Raw genomic sequence first — 16,897 nt, 5'->3', positions numbered from 1 at the left:
TGATCCGAGTAACAACGGCGTTTCGACGGCTCCCCGGCCTCTACCGGGTGAGCCGTTTTTTCTTGCGGTTTCCGTCGCGCGCAAAGGTGAGGATTTACGGGACCAAAAGCGCATCTGACCGCAAACCGGCCGCCACCGAGACCGCCACCTCACGCGCCCCGGCAAGCACTAGGCAGCCATTGCGTCACGCCCGTGACAATGGCGTAGCCAGCGCAACAACTTCCGTGCACCGTTGCAGGGCGCGCAAAAATGCGCGTATCAGCGTGGACTCGCGTTAAACTGGCTAGCCAGGTCAGACGGCGGCGCGGTATGTGCGCCCGCGCTCACAGCACTGAGACGCCGCACGGCCGACCCCGTACAATGGTTCGACCAAACACGAGGACAACATCAATGCGCACGACCGGGTCTTCCGGAACCATGACCCTGCTCACCGAGCATGACGACGCCACTGGACGCGAAACGCGTTCGCTGCGCCTCGAATCATCGGCCGATGGCAAGAGCCTGCTGCTGATCGAAATCGACGAGCGCAAGCCGGGCATCCACCGCGAAGTGCGTTATGAAATCACGCCTGCGGAACTGATCGCGGCCATCCGCGCGCAGGGCGCCGAGCTACCGGGCGAGTCACACGTTCGCTAAGCCGGGCTAAGCCAGGTCAAGCGGCAAGGCCGGGCGCTTCCGGCCAGCCGCCGTCACGGTTCATCCTCCACGCCCGCCAGCTTCGCGGGCCGTTTGCGCGAAGGCGCCGCCATGGCGCCTCGCGCGTTCTCACACGCTTTGTTCGTCGCGCCCGTGCAACGCCGCCGGTGCGTTCACACGCATGCCGCGCGCGCCGGGCATGCTGGCTCCTGCCTCGCTTGCGCTCCGGCGCTTACGCGCATCGAATCCGCATCGGGCGTATGCTCCCCAACTCGGGTTTCAAGGCGCTTGCGGCCTCGCTTGCACGCCTTCGAAATGCGTCCATAATCGTTACGTTAATCTTCCAGTTTGCGCTGCTCGCGCGGCGCTCAAGGCAAGGGAAGTAAGCCGATGCTACATGACCTCATCGCGCAGTACGGCCCTGCGCTCGTCTTCCTCAACGTGCTGGCCGGGGCGCTCGGGCTGCCGGTGCCCGCCATGCCGGCGCTCGTGCTGTTCGGCGCGATGGCCGCCATGCATCCGGGTTCGATCGGCCAGCAGGTCGCGCCGGTGCTCGGCCTATCCGTCGTCGCCATGCTGATCGGCGACAGTGTCTGGTTCATGGCCGGCCGGCTCTATGGCGGCAATACGCTCAAGACGCTCTGCAAGCTCTCGCTCTCGCGCGATACCTGCGTAAAAAAGACCGAGCGCTTTTTCGGCCGCTGGGGCGTGCGCGTGCTCGCCATCGCCAAGTTCGTGCCGGGGCTGTCGCTCGTCTCCGTGCCGCTGGCCGGGGCGATGGGCACGCCTTATCGGCAGTTCGTGGGTTTCGACGGCATTGGCGCGGCGCTGTGGTCCGGCACGGGCTTGCTGATCGGCGTGCTGTTCGCTCCGCAGATCGACATGATGCTGGCAGGCGCGAGCCGCCTCGGGCGCCTCGCGGCGGTTGTCGTGGTCGTGTTGCTGCTGCTTTATGCGGCGTATCGCTGGACGCGCCGCCGCCAGTTGATCAAGAAGCTCGCCAATGCGCGCATCACCGTCGACGATCTCTACCGCGCAATGGCCAACAAGCCGCCGCCCGTGGTGTTCGACATCCGCTCGGAGGAAAAGCGCAAGCTCGATCCGTTCATCATTCCGGGCGCGCTGTTCGCCGACGAGCGCAAGCTCGACGAGATTCTGGCGAAGTATCCGCTCGAGCAAAAGCTCGTGATCTATTGCTCGTGCCCCAATGAAATTTCCGCGGCCTGGATGGCGAAAAAACTCGTCGAGGCCGGTTTCGTCGATGTCGTGCCGCTGCTTGGCGGTCTCGACGCGTGGCGCGATTCCGGGCGCACTCTCGAATCGCTGCTGGTGACCCAGCATCCCGAGGTGCCGGTCAACATCACGCCGAAAGCTGTCTGATTCCGCGCGCCGGCAAGGCAAATGGGCCCGCCGGCGCGCGCATGAGGAGAATCGCCTGATGGGCTCTATTGCCACTGAGCCGCCTCCCTACGAGGCCTCGCAATCCACGCAGTCCACGCTTTCCGATACCCAGCCGCAACCCGCCGAGGCGCCGTTCTCGACGCTCTCCACGCGGCGCCACCAGATGTTCCCCCAACTCACCGACGACGAAATCGCGCGTCTCTCGCGTTTCGGCGAGCGCCGCCATTGGGAGCCGGACGAGTTGCTGTTCCACACCGGCGAAACCGGCCCCGGCATGTTCGTGCTGCTCGCGGGCTCCGTGAAGGTGTTCCAGCGCGACGGACTCGGCCGCGAGCGCCTGATCGTCGAGCACGGCCGCGGACATTTTCTCGCCGAAGTCGGCCAGCTTTCCGGCGGCCCGGCGCTGGTAGACGGGGTGGCGCTCGAACCCGTCGATGCGGTGCTGATTCCGCCCGAGAAGCTGCGCGCGGCCATCGTCGCCGAAGCCGAACTCGGCGAGCGCATCGTGCGCGCGCTGATCCTGCGCCGCGTTTCGCTGATCGAAAAAGGCGCGGGCGGGCCAATCCTCGTCGGCAAGCATGACGATCCCGCGCTGCTCTCGCTGCAGGGCTTTCTCACGCGCAACGGCCATCCGTATTCGGTGCTCGACGAACGCGACGAAAGCAGCATGCTCTGCGTGATCGAGCGCTTCGCGGCGCGCTGCGAAGATCTGCCGCTGGTGATCTGCCCGGACGGTTCGGTGCTGCGCCATCCGTCCGCGCCCGAACTCGCCACCTGCCTCGGGCTGCTGCCCGAACTGAACGGCGAGCGCGTCTACGACGTGGCCGTCGTGGGCGCGGGTCCGGCCGGGCTCGCTACGGCCGTCTATGCGGCTTCCGAGGGTTTATCGGTGATCGTGCTCGACTCGCGCGCGCCCGGCGGCCAGGCGGGCGCGAGTTCGCGCATCGAAAACTATCTGGGCTTCCCGACCGGCATTTCCGGCCAGGCGCTTGCGGGCCGCGCGTTCGTGCAGGCGCAGAAGTTCGGCGCGCACGTGGCGATTCCGGTCTCGGTGAAAAAGCTCCATTGCGACGAACATCCGCGCCGCCTCGAAACCTGTAGCGGCGATGTGCGCGCGCGCACCGTCGTGATCGCGAGCGGCGCGATTTACCGCCGCCCGAGCATCGCCGGGCTCGATCGCTATACCGGTCGCGGCGTCTACTACTGGGCCTCGCCGGTCGAAGCGAAACTCTGCAAGCACGAGAACGTCGTGCTGGTGGGCGGCGGCAATTCGGCGGGCCAGGCGATCGTCTATCTCTCCACTCAGGCGCGCCAGATTGACGTGCTGATCCGCAAGGCCGGTTTCGAATCGACGATGTCGCGCTATCTGATCGACCGCATCGCCTCGCTGCCGAACGTCAACGTGCATCCGCGCAGCGAGATCGGCGGGCTCGACGAAGACGAAGCCGGGCTCGCCGCGATCCGCCTGAAAGCGCCGTGTCCCGAAGGCATCGATCGCTTCGACGCGCGCCATCTGTTCCTCTTCACGGGCGCGGACCCGAACACCAGCTGGCTGCGCGAATGCGGCGTGGCGCTCGACCCGAACGGCTTCGTGCTGACCGGCGCGGACGAGTCGTGCAGTCTCGCGACCTCGGTCGAAGGCGTCTATGCGATCGGCGATGCGCGCGCGGGCTCGACCAAGCGCGTGGCGGCGGCGGTCGGCGAAGGCGCGGCGGTGGTCGCGCAAATCCACCAGTTGCTGGGCGCGATGACGACCGCCGATGCGCAGGCCGTCACGCCCGTCGCCGCGATGGCCGGCCTGCATGCGTGACGACGCGGCGTTCGACGAGGACGCCGAACCCGCATCCACAGGCACTGCCGCGACACTGACGCTCCCGCTCGCGGCGGCGCGCACGCTGCATCTGGCGGCGCAAGGGCTGCTCGCGCCGCCGCGCCGCAAAGCCACGCCCGACGATGTACTGGCCGCGATCCGGCGCATGGCGCAACTGCAGATCGACACGATTCACGTGGTCGCGCGCAGTCCGTATTTCGTGCTGTTCAGCCGCGTGGGCGCGTACGATCCGCGCTGGCTCGACGCGCATCTCGCCGAAGGGCGCCTGTTCGAATACTGGTCGCACGAAGCCTGTTTCGTGCCGATCGAGGATTACGGCCTGTTGCGCCATCGCATGCTCGACCCTTCCGGCATGGGCTGGAAATACGCCGGCGAATGGCACACGACACATCGCCGCGAGATCGACGCACTGCTCGAACGCATCCGCGCGAGCGGCCCGGTGCGTTCCGCCGATTTCGCGCGCGCCGAAGGTGCCAAAGGCAGCGGCTGGTGGGACTGGAAGCCCGAAAAGCGCCATCTGGAAGTGCTGTTCGCCATCGGCGCGCTGATGGTGGCCGAGCGGCGCAATTTTCAGCGCGTCTACGATGTGGCCGAGCGCGTGCTGCCCAACTGGAGCGACAAGCGCGATCTGCCTTCGCGCGCCGATGCCGAACGCACGCTGCTGCTGCGCACCTGCCAGGCGCTGGGCGTGATCCGCGCGGACTGGGCCGCCGACTACTACCGCCTGCCGCGCCGCCCTTATACCGAGGCGCTGCACGCGCTCGCCGATGCGGGCGAGCTGATCCCCGTGCGCGTGGAAGGCTGGAAGCCCGATGCGTTCGTGCACCGCGATCACGCGGCGTTGCTCGACGCTGCGGCGGGCGGCACGCTGGCATCGACGGTCACGACCTTGCTTTCGCCGTTCGATCCCGTGGTGTGGGACCGCAAACGCGCCGTGGCGCTATTCGGCTTCGACTATGCGATCGAATGCTATGTGCCTGCGCACAAGCGCAAATACGGTTACTTCGTACTGCCGATCTTGAGCCGCGGAAAACTGGTGGGGCGCATCGATGCGAAAGCCCATCGCGCGCAGCAGATATTCGAAGTGAAGGCGTTGCATCTGGAGCCGGGCATCCGCGTGAGCGGCCGGCTGATCGGCGATCTGCGGCGCGCGCTGCAACGTTGCGCGGACTGGCACGGCACGCCGGAACTGCAGATAGGCGATGCGCCCGAAGGTCTCGCCGATGCCTTGCTCGCTCAAGCGTCCGATGACAACTGAGGACGCCTGAGAAGCCCGGGATAAATCAACGCTCCAGCTTTACCCGCAGCTCGCGCGCGGCTTCGAGCAGGCCTTCATAGCCCGAGCGGGCATGTTCCGGCAGATCCGGGTCGCCGACCAGCGCACCCAGCGTTTCGATCAGGCTGAACACGAGGCCTTTGGCCGCGCCCGCCGCGATATTGCCGCTCTTTACGCCTTCATCGACATGCGTAAACGCTGCGTTCAGATTGTCGAGATCGTTTTGAGGCACATTCGCGCCCGGCGCTTGAGCGTCATGCTTTGGCGTGTCGTCGCTCGTCATGATGAACTGTTTCCCCTTGCTGATACTTCGAAAAAAGAAACCCGCACTGCTGTTATATACCGATCGCAGGCAACCGTCCAATGGCCTGACGACCGCTCCCGAATCTTCTCACCTTTGCGCGTTTTACGCTTTCGGGCGCGCTGTCGTTGCCGGATTCAGTTCACGCCGTTAGCCGATAAAACTGCCTGAAAACAGGTGTTTTTATCGGTTTACGCAAATGACATCGGCATGACTGAACGAATTTCGGCATCTAATCATTGCGTTTACCGAATAGTCCCGCAAACGCTCACCTTTGAATGTCCGATGCGCATTCCAGCACGCAGGCGATGAGATTCCAGTTTTTGCACAGAAATCCGGAAAATTCATTTCATCGCTTGTTTCAAGGTGTTTTATGCCGATTCAGTCACAAGCAAACGCACTCCAAGAATCTCAAAGGTGCGCTTCAAGCGCGCGTGGCGCTCACTCCCGAAAACGCTCACCTTAACCGTTCTTGACGCCATCGCGTCACGTCTCCAGACTGTGCGCTTCCCCCTCCCGCCCCATCGCCCTGCCCGCGCCATGAGCCAGACCACGCCTTTTGTTGCCGACCGCTTCCACGACGCCGCGCCGCATTACCTCATCGGCCGTCCCGCTTACTCGCCCGCGCTGATTCGCCGCGTGGCGCAGCGCATGGGCCTGAACGGCACGCAGCGGCTGCTCGATCTGGGCTGCGGCCCCGGCCAGCTTTCGCTCGCGTTCGCCAGCTGGGTGGCAAGCGCCGTGGCCATCGACCCCGAACCCGCCATGCTCGAAGTCGCCGCGCAACTGGGCGCGGGCATCGCGCCGAACATCGAATATCGTCAAGGCAGTTCGTACGATCTCTCGCCGGCAACCGGCGCGTTCCACCTTGCTGTGATCGGCCGGGCGTTCCACTGGATGGATCGCGCCGATACGCTCGCGCGGCTCGATACGATCCTCGCCGAACGCGGCGCCGTGGCGCTTTTCAACACCACACATCTGGACGACCCGCAGCGCCCGTGGGCCGCGCAATATCGCAATCTGCTCGACAGCTACGCAAGCGCCGATCCCACCCGCACGCTGCGCCGCTCGGCGGAGTGGGAAAGCCATACGGATGTGCTGGCGCACTCGGCGTTTGGCGCCATCGAGCACATTTCGGTGATCGAATACCGGCGCGTGAGCGCGGCGCAATTGAAGGCGCGGCCGTTGTCGATGTCGAGTCTCGCGCGCGAGCGGCTGGGCGCGCGGCTCGATACGCTGCTCGCGGAAATCGACGCGATCGTCGCCACGCACGGCAGCGATGGCTGGCTCGTCGAGCGCATCGAATCGACCGTGACGCTGGCGGCGCGCGAGGCCGCTTGAACCCGCGCAAGCGCGTTCAAGCCGCGTGGGTTATCGTATGAAGATGGTTTGAAACCACAGCCAACGAGCGCGAAAGGAGACGCGATGAGCTACGCCACAAAAGCCCCGGACCGCAGGGAAGTCGACGCCCTGCAAGGCCGCGCCGTGCTGGAATTCGGCACCGACTGGTGCGGTTACTGCCAGGGCGCGCAGCCGCTGATCGGCGACGCCTTCACGAAACATCCCGACGTGCGCCGCATCAAGGTGGAAGACGGCCCGGGCCGCGCGCTCGGCCGTTCGTTCCGCGTGAAGCTGTGGCCCACCCTCATCTTTCTGCGCGACGGCGCTGAAGTCGCGCGCATCGTGCGCCCCACTTCGGCGCTCGAACTCGACAACGCGTTCGACACGCTGGCCTGAATCCGGCAAAGCTCCCGTAAATCCTCACCTTTGGCCGCCAGGCGGCCAGTTCTGCCTCTCAAGCGCGTTCATTCGAGCCCGGCCAGCAGATCGTCGATAGCCCGATAAACGCGCTCCACCACTTCCGGCCCCACCTCTGCCTCCAGCGCCTTGTAGCGCGCCTCCAGTTCCTTCGTGATCGCCTTCACGAGCTGATGGCTCTTTTTCGTGAGCGTGACCAGCACGCGCCGCTGATCGTCGGCGAAGCGCTCTTTGGTGACGAGACCCAGCGCTTCCATGCGCGCGAGCACGCCCGCCATGCTCGGGCTGGAAATCGTGCACAGATCGGAAATCTGGCGCGGCTCCAACGGGCCGCTATCGTTGAGCGCGCGAATCACGCGCCATTGCTGCTCCGTAAGCCCATGCGCGGTGATGAGCGGGCGAAAGCGCTCCATCATCTTTTCGCGCGCCCGCAGGAGCAGCATGGGCAGGTTGCGGTGCGCGAGGTGCGTGGAGGAGCGTGAGGAATCGGACATGATGGTTTCGTTCTGGATACCGCGGCGGGCGCCTGCAAGACCAGGGGAAACCCGCGAAACCGGTATCGATGATTGACGCTGGATGATAGCAAGCGCAGAATCACTCACATATTAGTGTTTTCCGGGAAAGTGAACCGCACCATGTTTTCCGTAGACGATCATCTGCTGCATCTCGAAGGCGAAGCCTTGCCGCGCGACGTTGACGCGGCTCGGGCCCGCGCGCTGCTCGCCCATGGCGCACGCTGCCGCGCGCCCGTTTCAGGCGCCGTTTACGGCACGCTGCTCAACGACCGCCACGCCCTGGACGCGCTGGGCGACGCGGTCAATGCCGCGCCCTACAAAGCCCCGCCGCGCGCGCCCATTCTTTATCTGAAACCGCGCAACACGCTGGCGGGCCACGGCGCGCGCGTCGTGGTGCCGGGCGCGCAAGGCGTGCAGGTGGGCGCGTCGCTTGGCATCGTGATCGGGCGCACCGCCACGCGTGTCGCGGCGCGCGACGCATTCGATTACATCGCGGGCTACACGCTGGTCGCAGACCTGAGCGTGCCGCACGAAAGCGTCTATCGGCCTTCCGTGCGGTTTCGGGCGCGCGACAATTTCTGCGTGATCGGCCCGACGATCGTCGCGCAGCATCACGTTGCCGATCCCAACAATCTGCAGATCCACGTCGATATCCAAGGCTCGGCGCGCTTTAGCGCCAGCACGGCAACCAGCGCGCGCAACGTCGCCCAGCTACTCGCCGATGTCACCGATTTCATGACGCTCGCGCCCGGCGACATCCTCACGCTCGGCGTGCCCCATGGTTCGCCTGTTGCACATGAAGGTGCGCGCGCAACTATATCGATTGCAGACTGGCCCGCGCTAGCCGTCGAATTCATCGCACAAGGAGCCGCAGCATGATGCGAGGACGCGTCGCCTATGCAGGCGCCATTCACGAAGCGTATCCGGAAGCCAGCAACCGCGTGCGTCTGGCCGATGGCCGCGTGCGCGCTGAAAACGAAGTTGTCTGGCTCGCGCCGTTCGAGCCGGGCACGATCTTCGCACTCGGCCTGAACTACGCGGAACACGCAAAAGAACTGCAATTCAGCAAGCAGGAAGAGCCGCTTGTGTTTCTCAAGGGACCGGGCAGCGTGATCGGCCATCGCGGCATTACTCGCCGTCCCGCCGATGTCACCTTCATGCACTACGAGTGCGAGCTCGCGGTGGTGATCGGCCGCGCGGCGCAGAATGTGAAGCGCGAAGACGCCATGCAATACGTCGCGGGTTACACGATCGCGAACGACTACGCGATCCGCGACTATCTGGAGAACTACTACCGCCCGAACCTGCGCGTGAAGAACCGCGACGGCGGCACGGTGCTCGGGCCGTGGTTTGTCGATGCGGCGGATATTGCGGACGTCAACGCGCTCGATCTGCGCACCTATGTGAACGGCGAACAAAAGCAGCACGGCAACACGCGCGATCTCGTCACGGGCATCGCCGAACTGATCGAATACCTGAGCGGCTTCATGACGCTCGCGCCCGGCGACGTGATTCTCACCGGCACGCCCGAAGGCATCGTCAACGTGAATGCCGGCGATGAAGTGATTTGCGAAATCGACGGCCTTGGCCGCCTTGTCAACACGATCGCGTCCGATGCCGATTTCGGCCGCGCCACCCCGACGGAATGAACACGCCATGTCTACAGGCCGCATTGAACACCTGATCGACGGCCGCGCCCACCCAGGACGCGACTACTTCGAAACCGTGAATCCCGCCAATCAGGACGTGCTCGCGGAAGTCGCGCGCGGCGGTGCGGAAGAAGTGAACCTCGCCGTGAGCGCGGCGAAAAACGCGTTCCCCGCGTGGGCGGCTAAACCCGCTGCCGATCGCGCGAAAATCGTGCGCAAACTCGGCGAACTGATTGCGAAGAACGTGCCCGAGATTGCGCTGACCGAAACGAAGGACACCGGCCAGACGATTTCGCAGACCGGCAAACAACTCGTGCCGCGCGCCGCCGACAACTTCACCTATTTCGCCGAAATGTGCACGGCGGTCGACGGCCACACCTATCCGACCAGCACGCATCTGAACTACACGCTGTTTCACCCGACTGGCGTGTGCGCGCTGATTTCGCCGTGGAATGTGCCCTTCATGACGGCCACGTGGAAGGTCGCGCCGTGTCTGGCTTTCGGCAATACCGCCGTGTTGAAGATGAGCGAACTGTCGCCGCTTACGGCGTCGATGCTCGGCCAGCTTGCGCTCGAAGCCGGCGTTCCCGCAGGTGTCCTGAACATTGTGCACGGCTTCGGCCAGGAAACGGGCGAGCCGCTGGTCGCGCATCCCGATGTGCGCGCGGTCTCGTTCACGGGATCGACGGCTACGGGCAACCGCATCGTGCAGAGCGCGGGCCTCAAGAAGTTCTCGATGGAACTGGGCGGCAAGTCGCCGTTCGTGATTTTCGACGACGCCGATTTCGAGCGCGCGCTCGACGCCGCCGTGTTCATGATCTTCTCGAACAACGGCGAACGCTGCACGGCCGGCTCGCGCATTCTCGTGCAACGCTCGATCTACGCGAAATTCGCCGAGCGCTTTATCGAGCGTGCGAAACGCATTACGGTGGGCGATCCGCTCGACGAAAAAACCGTCGTCGGCCCGATGATCAGCCAGGGCCATCTGGCAAAGGTGCGCAGCTATATCGAACTCGGACCGAAGGAAGGCGCCACGCTCGCGTGCGGCGGTCTCGACATGCCGGATCTGCCGGAAGCCCTGAAACAAGGCAATTTCGTGCAGCCGACCGTTTTCGTCGATGTCGATAATCGCATGCGTATCGCACAGGAGGAAATCTTCGGCCCGGTCGCCTGCCTGATTCCGTTCGAAGACGAAGCGGACGCCATCCGCATTTCGAACGACATCGCCTACGGTCTGTCGAGCTATGTGTGGACCGAGAACACCGGCCGCGCGCTGCGTGTGGCCGCCGCCGTGGAAGCCGGCATGTGCTTCGTGAACAGCCAGAACGTGCGCGATCTGCGCCAGCCGTTCGGCGGCAGCAAGGCTTCGGGCGTGGGTCGCGAAGGCGGCACGTGGAGCTATGAAGTGTTTCTCGAACCGAAGAACGTGTGCGTGTCGCTGGGCTCGCATCACATTCCGCGCTGGGGCGCTTGAGCCGTCCACACTCGCTGAAACAAGGCACAGGAGACACAGCGATGGGCAAACTCGCGCTGGCAGCAAAGATCACTCACGTACCGTCGATGTATCTTTCGGAACTCGACGGCCCGCACAAAGGCTGTCGTCAGGCGGCGATCGACGGGCATAAGGAAATTGGCCGACGCTGCCGCGAACTGGGCGTGGACACGATCGTCGTGTTCGACGTGCATTGGCTCGTGAACAGCGAATACCACATCAATTGCGCGCCGCATTTCGCGGGCAATTACACCAGCAACGAACTGCCGCACTTCATCAGGAATATGGAGTACGCGTATCCGGGCAATGCAGCGCTCGGCCATCTGATCGCCGATGTGGCGAACGAAATGGGCGTGAAGAGCCGCGCACACAGCGAAACCACCCTGGAGCTGGAATACGGCACGCTGGTGCCGATGCGCTACATGAACGCGGATCAGCACTTCAAGACCGTATCGGTCGCGGGCTGGTGCATGTGGCACGACCTCGCGACAAGCGCGCGTTTCGGCCTCGCGGTGCGCAAGGCTATCGAGGAGCGCTACGACGGCACGGTGGCGATTCTCGCCAGCGGCTCGCTCAGTCATCACTTCGCCAACAACGGCACCGCCGAGCAGTTCATGCACAAGGTCTGGGACCCGTTCCTCGAACAGACGGACCGCAACGTGGTCGATCTCTGGGAACGCGGCGACTGGAAGACCTTCTGCGAGATGCTGCCGCTCTACAACGAAAAGTGCTGGGGCGAAGGCGGCATGCACGACACAGCGATGCTGCTGGGCGCGCTCGGCTGGGACCGGTACGAAGGCCGCGCGGAAGTCATCACGCCGTATTTCGGCAGTTCCGGCACTGGGCAGATCAACGCCGTGCTGCCGGTCACGCCGCTGCCGCGCTGAACGCGAAGGAGTTCACCATGCCTCATCTCACCCTCGAATACAGCGCCAATCTCGCCGACGAAGCGAGCATCGGCACGCTCTGCGCCACGCTCGCGCAAGTGCTCGATGCGCAGCGCGACGCGCAAGGTGCACGCGTGTATCCGCGCGGCGGCATCCGCACGCGCGCGCTGCGTTGCGAACAGTATTTCGTTGCCGATGGCGATCCGCACAACGCCTTCCTGCACGCCTGCCTGAAGATCGGCGCGGGCCGCACGCCGGAAGTACGCCGCGCCACCGGCGAGGCCTTGTTTGAAGCGATCAAACAGCATTTCGCCGCGGCGTTCGACGCCCACGGACTCGCGCTCTCGCTCGAAATCGTGGAGTTCAGCGAAGAAGGCGCGTGGAAGCACAACAACCTGCACGCACGGCTGAGGAATTCATCATGCTAGAAGCGCACATCATTCGCGAACTGGCTGCGCAGCTCGACGAAGCCGAACGCACACGCACGCAATTGCGCCACTTCTCGCGCGCCCATCCGGCCATGACGATCGACGATGGTTATGCGATCCAGCGAGAATGGGTCAAGCTCAAGCTCGCAGCGGGCCACACGATCAAGGGGCGCAAGATCGGCCTCACATCGCGCGCGATGCAGCGCGCTTCGCAGATCGACGAACCCGACTACGCGCCGCTGCTCGACAGCATGTTTATCGAGGCGGGCAGCGCGATTCGCGCGGATCGTTTTATCGCGCCGCGCGTCGAAGTGGAACTGGCTTTTGTGCTGCAAAAGCCGCTGCAAGGACCGGATGTATCGCTGTTCGATGTGCTCGACGCCACCGCTTACGTGACGCCCGCAATTGAAATCATCGATGCGCGTATCGAGCAGTTCGACCGCGAAACCAAGGCTCCGCGCAAGGTGTTCGACACGATTTCCGACTTCGCCGCCAACGCGGGCGTGGTGCTGGGCGGGCGGCCGGTCAAGCCGCTCGACGTCGATCTTCGCTGGGTGGGCGCACTGCTTTACAAAAACGGTGGCGTGGAAGAAAGCGGCCTGGCTGCGGCTGTGCTCAATCATCCTGCTACGGGCGTGGCCTGGCTTGCGAACAAGATCGCGCGCCACGACGAACGGCTCGAAGCCGGCGACGTGATTCTGAGCGGCTCGTTCACGGCGCCCATCGCCGCGCGCGCTGGCGACACCTTCCACGCCGACTACGGCCCGCTTGGCGGCATTGGCTTCAGCTTCGTCTGATTTTTAATTCACACTGCTAACGAATACGATGCCCGTACCCGTCAACACGTTCAAACATGCGCTGACCGATGGCCGTGCGCAGATCGGCCTGTGGGCTGCGCTCGCGGATTCCTACGTCACCGAACTGCTCGCGACCACCGGCTTCGACTGGCTGCTGATCGACGGCGAGCATGCGCCCAACGATCTGCGCAGCACGCTCGCGCAATTGCAGGCCGTCGCGCCGCATCCCACGCATCCGATCGTGCGCCCCGTGCGCAACGACGCAGCGCTCATCAAACAGTTGCTCGATATCGGCACGCAAACGCTGCTGGTGCCGATGGTCGAAAGCGCCGACGATGCACGCGACGCCGTGGCCGCCACGCGTTATCCGCCGCTCGGCATTCGCGGCGTGGGTAGTGCGCTCGCGCGCGCGTCGCGCTGGAACGGCTCGCCCGATTATCTGCATGGCGCTGCCGACGAATTGTGCGTGCTGGTGCAAGTGGAAACGGCGAACGCGCTCGCGCAGTTGCAGGACATCGCCGCAGTGGAAGGCGTGGATGGCGTGTTCTTCGGGCCGGCGGATTTGAGCGCCTCAATGGGCCTGCTCGGCCAGCCTGGCGCGCCAGCGGTGCGCGAAGCGATCGTGGCCGGTATTCGCACCGTGCGCGCGCTCGGCAAGGCGGCCGGCGTGCTGGCCGCCGATCGCACGATCGCGCGCGAATATCTGGAAGCCGGCGCGAATTTCGTCGCCGTGGGCAGCGACGTGTCCTTGCTCGCCCGCAGCGCGAGCGAACTGGCTGCGGCGTTTCGCTAATTAGCCCGCTTGAAACGGCTGCGTTCGTTCAAGCGAACGCGGCCGTTACGCGTCTTCTTCACCCTGCGCCACCAGCTTGGCCAGCGCGCCCTGCAACACCTCCCGCTCGTGCGCGCTCAGCGCAGCGAGAATCGCCTCGTTCTGTGCCGCCGAAATCGCGGACGCGCGCCGATAAGTCGTGCGCCCCGATGCGCTAAGCTTGACGAGCACGCCGCGCGCATCCGCCGCATTCGACGCTTTTTCCAGCAGCCCTTTGCGCTCCAGCGCATCGGTGGCGCGGCTTGCCTGGCTGCGGTCGAGATTCGACACCCGCCCGAGATCCGACACCGAAATCGGCCCGAACGCGCCCACGCTCAGCAGAATGCGCGCCTCGGTCAGCGACAGCGCAAGCGCCGCGGAAAACGCCTCGTTCATCGTGCGGTCGGTTTGCTTCTTGAGCACGTGCAACCGGTAGGTGAACAGTTCTTCGATCTGATATTTCGCCGTGGCCATGAGTCGTCCCGCGCGGTTCGTTGCATGCGATTGAATGAATTTTCGTCAGCATACCACCGCAGCAAGTCCTTAAAAACATGATACTTCCGATAAAATTTGATGCTTGCGCACGCATTTATTTGCGCGTAGCATCGGCGTGTCGATGAGAGGAATGACGCCCCGTCGAGGGCCACCCCATGAGGAGACACCCATGAACGCAATTGCCGAAGCCACGCGCCCGCACTGGTGCGAACCGCAGGAATGGGACGCGCGCGTGAAGCTCGCGGGCACTTACCGCGTGTTCCATCAGCTTGGCTGGACCGAGTTGATCTTCAATCACATCACCTTGCGCGTGCCGGGCCCGGAAAAGCATTTCCTGATCAATCCGTTCGGGCTTGCGTATGACGAAATCAAGGCATCGAATCTCGTCAAGATCGATCTGCAGGGCCATATCCTCAGCCCCAGCGACTACCCGATCAACCCGGCCGGCTTCGTGATTCACAGCGCCATTCACGCAAACGTGGAAGACGCGCATTGCGTCATGCACACGCACACCACGGCGGGTCTAGCGGTGGCGTGCATGGAAAGCGGCCTCGCGTACACGAATTTTTATTCGGCGCAATTGCACGGCATGGTCGCGTATCACGACTTCGAAGGCATCACCGTGCACGACGATGAAAAGCCGCGTCTGCTCAATTCGATGGGCGACAAGCGCCTGCTGATCCTGCGCAATCACGGTCTGCTCGCGCACGGCGAAAGTCTCGCGCACGCGTTCGCGCTATTGTGGACGCTCAATCGCGCCTGCGAAATTCAGGTCGTGACGGATTCGATGCGCGGCAATGCGCTGCCCATCGACCCGGCCATCACCGCGCGCTCCACACGCGACGCGCTGCAGTTTTCACCGGCGCACGGCGCGGGCGACAACATCCTCGCCGCGCTGATCCGGCGCGTGGATCGCCACGATCCCTCATACAAGGAGTAAGCATTGAACGCCTCGCAGCGCAGTATCACCGTGGTGGGCGCCGGCGCGATCGGCGGCCTGATTGCGGCGCGTCTCGCGCGCAGCGGCGCGCACGTGAACGTGAACGTTCTGGCACGCGGCGCGCAGCTTGAAGCGATTCGCCGCGACGGCCTCACCGTCGTCGAAGGTCCCAGCGACGATGAACGCATCACCGCACGCGTGAACGCCACGAACGACGCCGCCGCGCTCGGCGTGCAGGACATCGTGTTCATCTGCCTCAAGGGCCAGGCGCTCGCGCAATCGGCGGCGTCGCTTGCACCGCTCGTGGGGCCGCACACGCAGATCGTTTCGGCGATGAACGGCGTGCCGTGGTGGTTCCTCAGCGACTTCGGCGGCGCGCAGGCGAACGGCCGGCTCGAATCGGTCGATCCTGGCGGTGCGGTCTCGGCCGCATTGCCGCCCGCGCAGGCTTGCGGCTGCGTCGTGCATCTTTCATCGTCGATTGCGGCGCCTGGCGTGATCCGCAAAGGCCGGGGCAATCTGCTGATCGTGGGCGCGGCGTCGGCACGCATGGCCGCACGCGCGGAAGAAGCGCGCGCGCTGCTCGCGCAAGCCGGTTTCGACGTGCAGGCCGCCGGCTCCATCCAGGGTGAAATCTGGACGAAGCTCTGGGGCAACATGACAATGAACCCCATCAGCGCGCTCACGCGCTCCACCGCCGATGTGATCCTCGACGATCCGCTCACGGCGCAACTGGTTGCGTCGATCATGGCCGAAGCGCGCGCGATCGGCGAGGCGCTGGGGATCGGCATCAGCATGACGATCGAGGAACGCAACGCGATCACGCGCAAGCTCGGCGCGTTCAAGACGTCGATGCTGCAGGACGTGGAGGCGGGCCGCACGCTCGAAGTCGAAGCGCTGCTGGGCGCGCCTTATGAACTCGCGCAGCGCGCGGGCATTGCGGCGCCGTCGCTGGGCATGCTGTACGGGCTCGCGCGTCAGCTCGATGCGAATCTCGAAGCGGCGCGGCAACGGTGACGTCAGGTTTCGGCGTCATGTCGATGTCATGATTCGACGCGCTTGCCGTGCAATGCGGCAAGCGTTTTCAGCAAATCGTAAGCACTACGCAAGCTTCGGTGGGAGTCGGCGCCGCTCGATCGGCGTTCGGCGCATACTCTGGTACTTCAACACGCCTGCGCCCGTCATTCGACGCACGGTCTGACAACGTTTCGCGTCTCAGGAACCCAACGCCTGGGGCACAAAAATTGCGGCAGTGCGTCGAATGCTCAACCGGACAGCGCACAAGCTTGCGCCCGCTTCTGGCCTCCCGCTATTGCTGCGTCCGGCAGACCGCCAGCCACCAGATCGACACCGTTTTTTCCCATGCCAAGGATGCCCATCTTTCCCCGCTTCTTTGCCCTCCTCCGCTCCCGAACGACGCCGAATTCAAGCCGCGCGCGACGCTTCGATCCGCTGATTGCTGTCTTTGCCTGCGTGCTGTTCGGAATCGGCGCGCCGGTCTATGCGGCCAGCGCCGCGACAAGCAGCGCGACCACGACTACCACGACGGCGGCTTCGTCCAATCCCTTGTTGTACTGTCCCAAGATCCCGTAGGCGTAATTAAGCCCGTCTGCTTCGACCCGCTCCACTTGACTCTTCGGCCACGTTTTGACGGCATCTTCGTAGGCACGGGTGAATCGC

At 64.4% G+C, this 16,897-nt stretch carries 18 protein-coding genes and 1 pseudogene; 15 read left to right on the top strand and 4 right to left on the bottom strand.

What is annotated here, in order from left to right:
• The first annotated feature begins 390 nt into the window (after positions 1–390).
• From G3N59_RS30745 to G3N59_RS30730, 4 genes are all read left to right on the top strand, one after another.
• The gene (locus G3N59_RS30745) at positions 391–636 is read left to right on the top strand and encodes a hypothetical protein (protein WP_205986599.1); all 246 of its coding nucleotides are present in this window, start codon (positions 391–393) and stop codon (positions 634–636) included.
• Between the two features lie 390 nt (positions 637–1,026).
• Positions 1,027–2,016, top strand: a complete 990-nt coding sequence (locus G3N59_RS30740; RefSeq protein WP_205986598.1) for a DedA family protein/thiosulfate sulfurtransferase GlpE — start codon at positions 1,027–1,029, stop codon at positions 2,014–2,016.
• 58 nt (positions 2,017–2,074) lie between these two features.
• The gene (locus G3N59_RS30735) at positions 2,075–3,847 is read left to right on the top strand and encodes an FAD-dependent oxidoreductase (protein ID WP_205986597.1); all 1,773 of its coding nucleotides are present in this window, start codon (positions 2,075–2,077) and stop codon (positions 3,845–3,847) included.
• Complete coding sequence (locus G3N59_RS30730) at positions 3,840–5,126, top strand: crosslink repair DNA glycosylase YcaQ family protein (RefSeq protein WP_205986596.1); 1,287 nt, start codon at positions 3,840–3,842, stop codon at positions 5,124–5,126. The genes G3N59_RS30735 and G3N59_RS30730 overlap by 8 nt, the downstream gene beginning before the upstream one ends.
• A 25-nt stretch (positions 5,127–5,151) precedes the next feature.
• On the opposite strand, the gene G3N59_RS30725 is transcribed toward G3N59_RS30730, so the two are convergent.
• Entirely contained in the window at positions 5,152–5,427 is a 276-nt protein-coding gene (locus tag G3N59_RS30725; RefSeq protein ID WP_205986595.1) for a hypothetical protein, read from the bottom strand.
• Between the two features lie 558 nt (positions 5,428–5,985).
• Between G3N59_RS30725 and G3N59_RS30720 the strand changes: the two genes are divergently transcribed.
• Together G3N59_RS30720 and G3N59_RS30715 are read left to right on the top strand one after the other, a co-directional pair.
• Complete coding sequence (locus G3N59_RS30720) at positions 5,986–6,786, top strand: class I SAM-dependent methyltransferase (RefSeq protein WP_205986594.1); 801 nt, start codon at positions 5,986–5,988, stop codon at positions 6,784–6,786.
• Between the two features lie 84 nt (positions 6,787–6,870).
• Positions 6,871–7,182, top strand: a complete 312-nt coding sequence (locus G3N59_RS30715) for a thioredoxin family protein (protein ID WP_205986593.1) — start codon at positions 6,871–6,873, stop codon at positions 7,180–7,182.
• Between the two features lie 68 nt (positions 7,183–7,250).
• Here G3N59_RS30715 and hpaR read toward each other — a convergent pair whose 3' ends face one another.
• Positions 7,251–7,646: a homoprotocatechuate degradation operon regulator HpaR gene (hpaR, locus tag G3N59_RS30710; protein WP_205986675.1), complete on the bottom strand. Its 396-nt coding sequence runs from the start codon at positions 7,644–7,646 to the stop codon at positions 7,251–7,253.
• A 192-nt stretch (positions 7,647–7,838) separates the two neighbouring features.
• On the opposite strand from hpaR, the gene G3N59_RS30705 reads away from it, so the two are divergent.
• The 7 genes from G3N59_RS30705 to hpaI are packed head-to-tail and all read left to right on the top strand — an operon-like array spanning position 7,839 to position 13,764.
• Positions 7,839–8,597, top strand: a complete 759-nt coding sequence (locus tag G3N59_RS30705) for a fumarylacetoacetate hydrolase family protein (RefSeq protein ID WP_205986673.1) — start codon at positions 7,839–7,841, stop codon at positions 8,595–8,597.
• Complete coding sequence (locus G3N59_RS30700) at positions 8,594–9,367, top strand: fumarylacetoacetate hydrolase family protein (protein WP_205986592.1); 774 nt, start codon at positions 8,594–8,596, stop codon at positions 9,365–9,367. The genes G3N59_RS30705 and G3N59_RS30700 overlap by 4 nt, the downstream gene beginning before the upstream one ends.
• Before the next feature lie 7 nt (positions 9,368–9,374).
• Entirely contained in the window at positions 9,375–10,841 is a 1,467-nt protein-coding gene (gene hpaE / locus G3N59_RS30695; protein ID WP_205986591.1) for a 5-carboxymethyl-2-hydroxymuconate semialdehyde dehydrogenase, read from the top strand.
• 41 nt (positions 10,842–10,882) lie between these two features.
• Complete coding sequence (gene hpaD, locus G3N59_RS30690; protein WP_205986590.1) at positions 10,883–11,746, top strand: 3,4-dihydroxyphenylacetate 2,3-dioxygenase; 864 nt, start codon at positions 10,883–10,885, stop codon at positions 11,744–11,746.
• A gap of 17 nt (positions 11,747–11,763) precedes the next feature.
• Positions 11,764–12,174 (top strand): 5-carboxymethyl-2-hydroxymuconate Delta-isomerase, encoded by a 411-nt coding sequence (locus G3N59_RS30685; RefSeq protein WP_205986589.1) that lies wholly within the window; start codon positions 11,764–11,766, stop codon positions 12,172–12,174.
• The gene (gene hpaH / locus G3N59_RS30680; protein WP_205986588.1) at positions 12,168–12,971 is read left to right on the top strand and encodes a 2-oxo-hept-4-ene-1,7-dioate hydratase; all 804 of its coding nucleotides are present in this window, start codon (positions 12,168–12,170) and stop codon (positions 12,969–12,971) included. Before G3N59_RS30685 ends, hpaH begins: the two co-directional genes overlap by 7 nt.
• A gap of 28 nt (positions 12,972–12,999) precedes the next feature.
• Positions 13,000–13,764 carry a 4-hydroxy-2-oxoheptanedioate aldolase gene (hpaI, locus tag G3N59_RS30675; protein ID WP_205986587.1) on the top strand — a complete coding sequence of 255 codons (765 nt, stop codon included), beginning with the start codon at positions 13,000–13,002 and terminating at the stop codon, positions 13,762–13,764.
• Positions 13,765–13,809: 45 nt separating this feature from the next.
• Here the strand turns inward: hpaI and G3N59_RS30670 are convergent, their stop codons facing one another.
• Positions 13,810–14,256, bottom strand: coding sequence for a MarR family transcriptional regulator (locus G3N59_RS30670; RefSeq protein WP_205986586.1), 447 nt, complete (start codon positions 14,254–14,256; stop codon positions 13,810–13,812).
• Positions 14,257–14,446: 190 nt separating this feature from the next.
• Here G3N59_RS30670 and G3N59_RS30665 point away from each other — a divergent pair, with 190 nt between their 5' ends.
• On the top strand, positions 14,447–15,217 hold the full coding sequence (locus G3N59_RS30665) for a class II aldolase/adducin family protein (RefSeq protein WP_205986585.1): 771 nt from the start codon (positions 14,447–14,449) through the stop codon (positions 15,215–15,217).
• 3 nt (positions 15,218–15,220) lie between these two features.
• Entirely contained in the window at positions 15,221–16,234 is a 1,014-nt protein-coding gene (locus tag G3N59_RS30660; RefSeq protein ID WP_205986584.1) for a 2-dehydropantoate 2-reductase, read from the top strand.
• Positions 16,235–16,716: 482 nt separating this feature from the next.
• Here G3N59_RS30660 and G3N59_RS30655 read toward each other — a convergent pair.
• Positions 16,717–16,897, bottom strand: a pseudogene (locus G3N59_RS30655) (hypothetical protein); the annotation flags it as partial.

This window comes from Paraburkholderia sp. Ac-20340 (assembly GCF_017104965.1).
Lineage (GTDB): Bacteria > Pseudomonadota > Gammaproteobacteria > Burkholderiales > Burkholderiaceae > Paraburkholderia.
The sequence above is the reverse complement of the archived record's forward strand: the minus strand, read 5'-3'. Positions and strand labels throughout refer to the sequence as shown.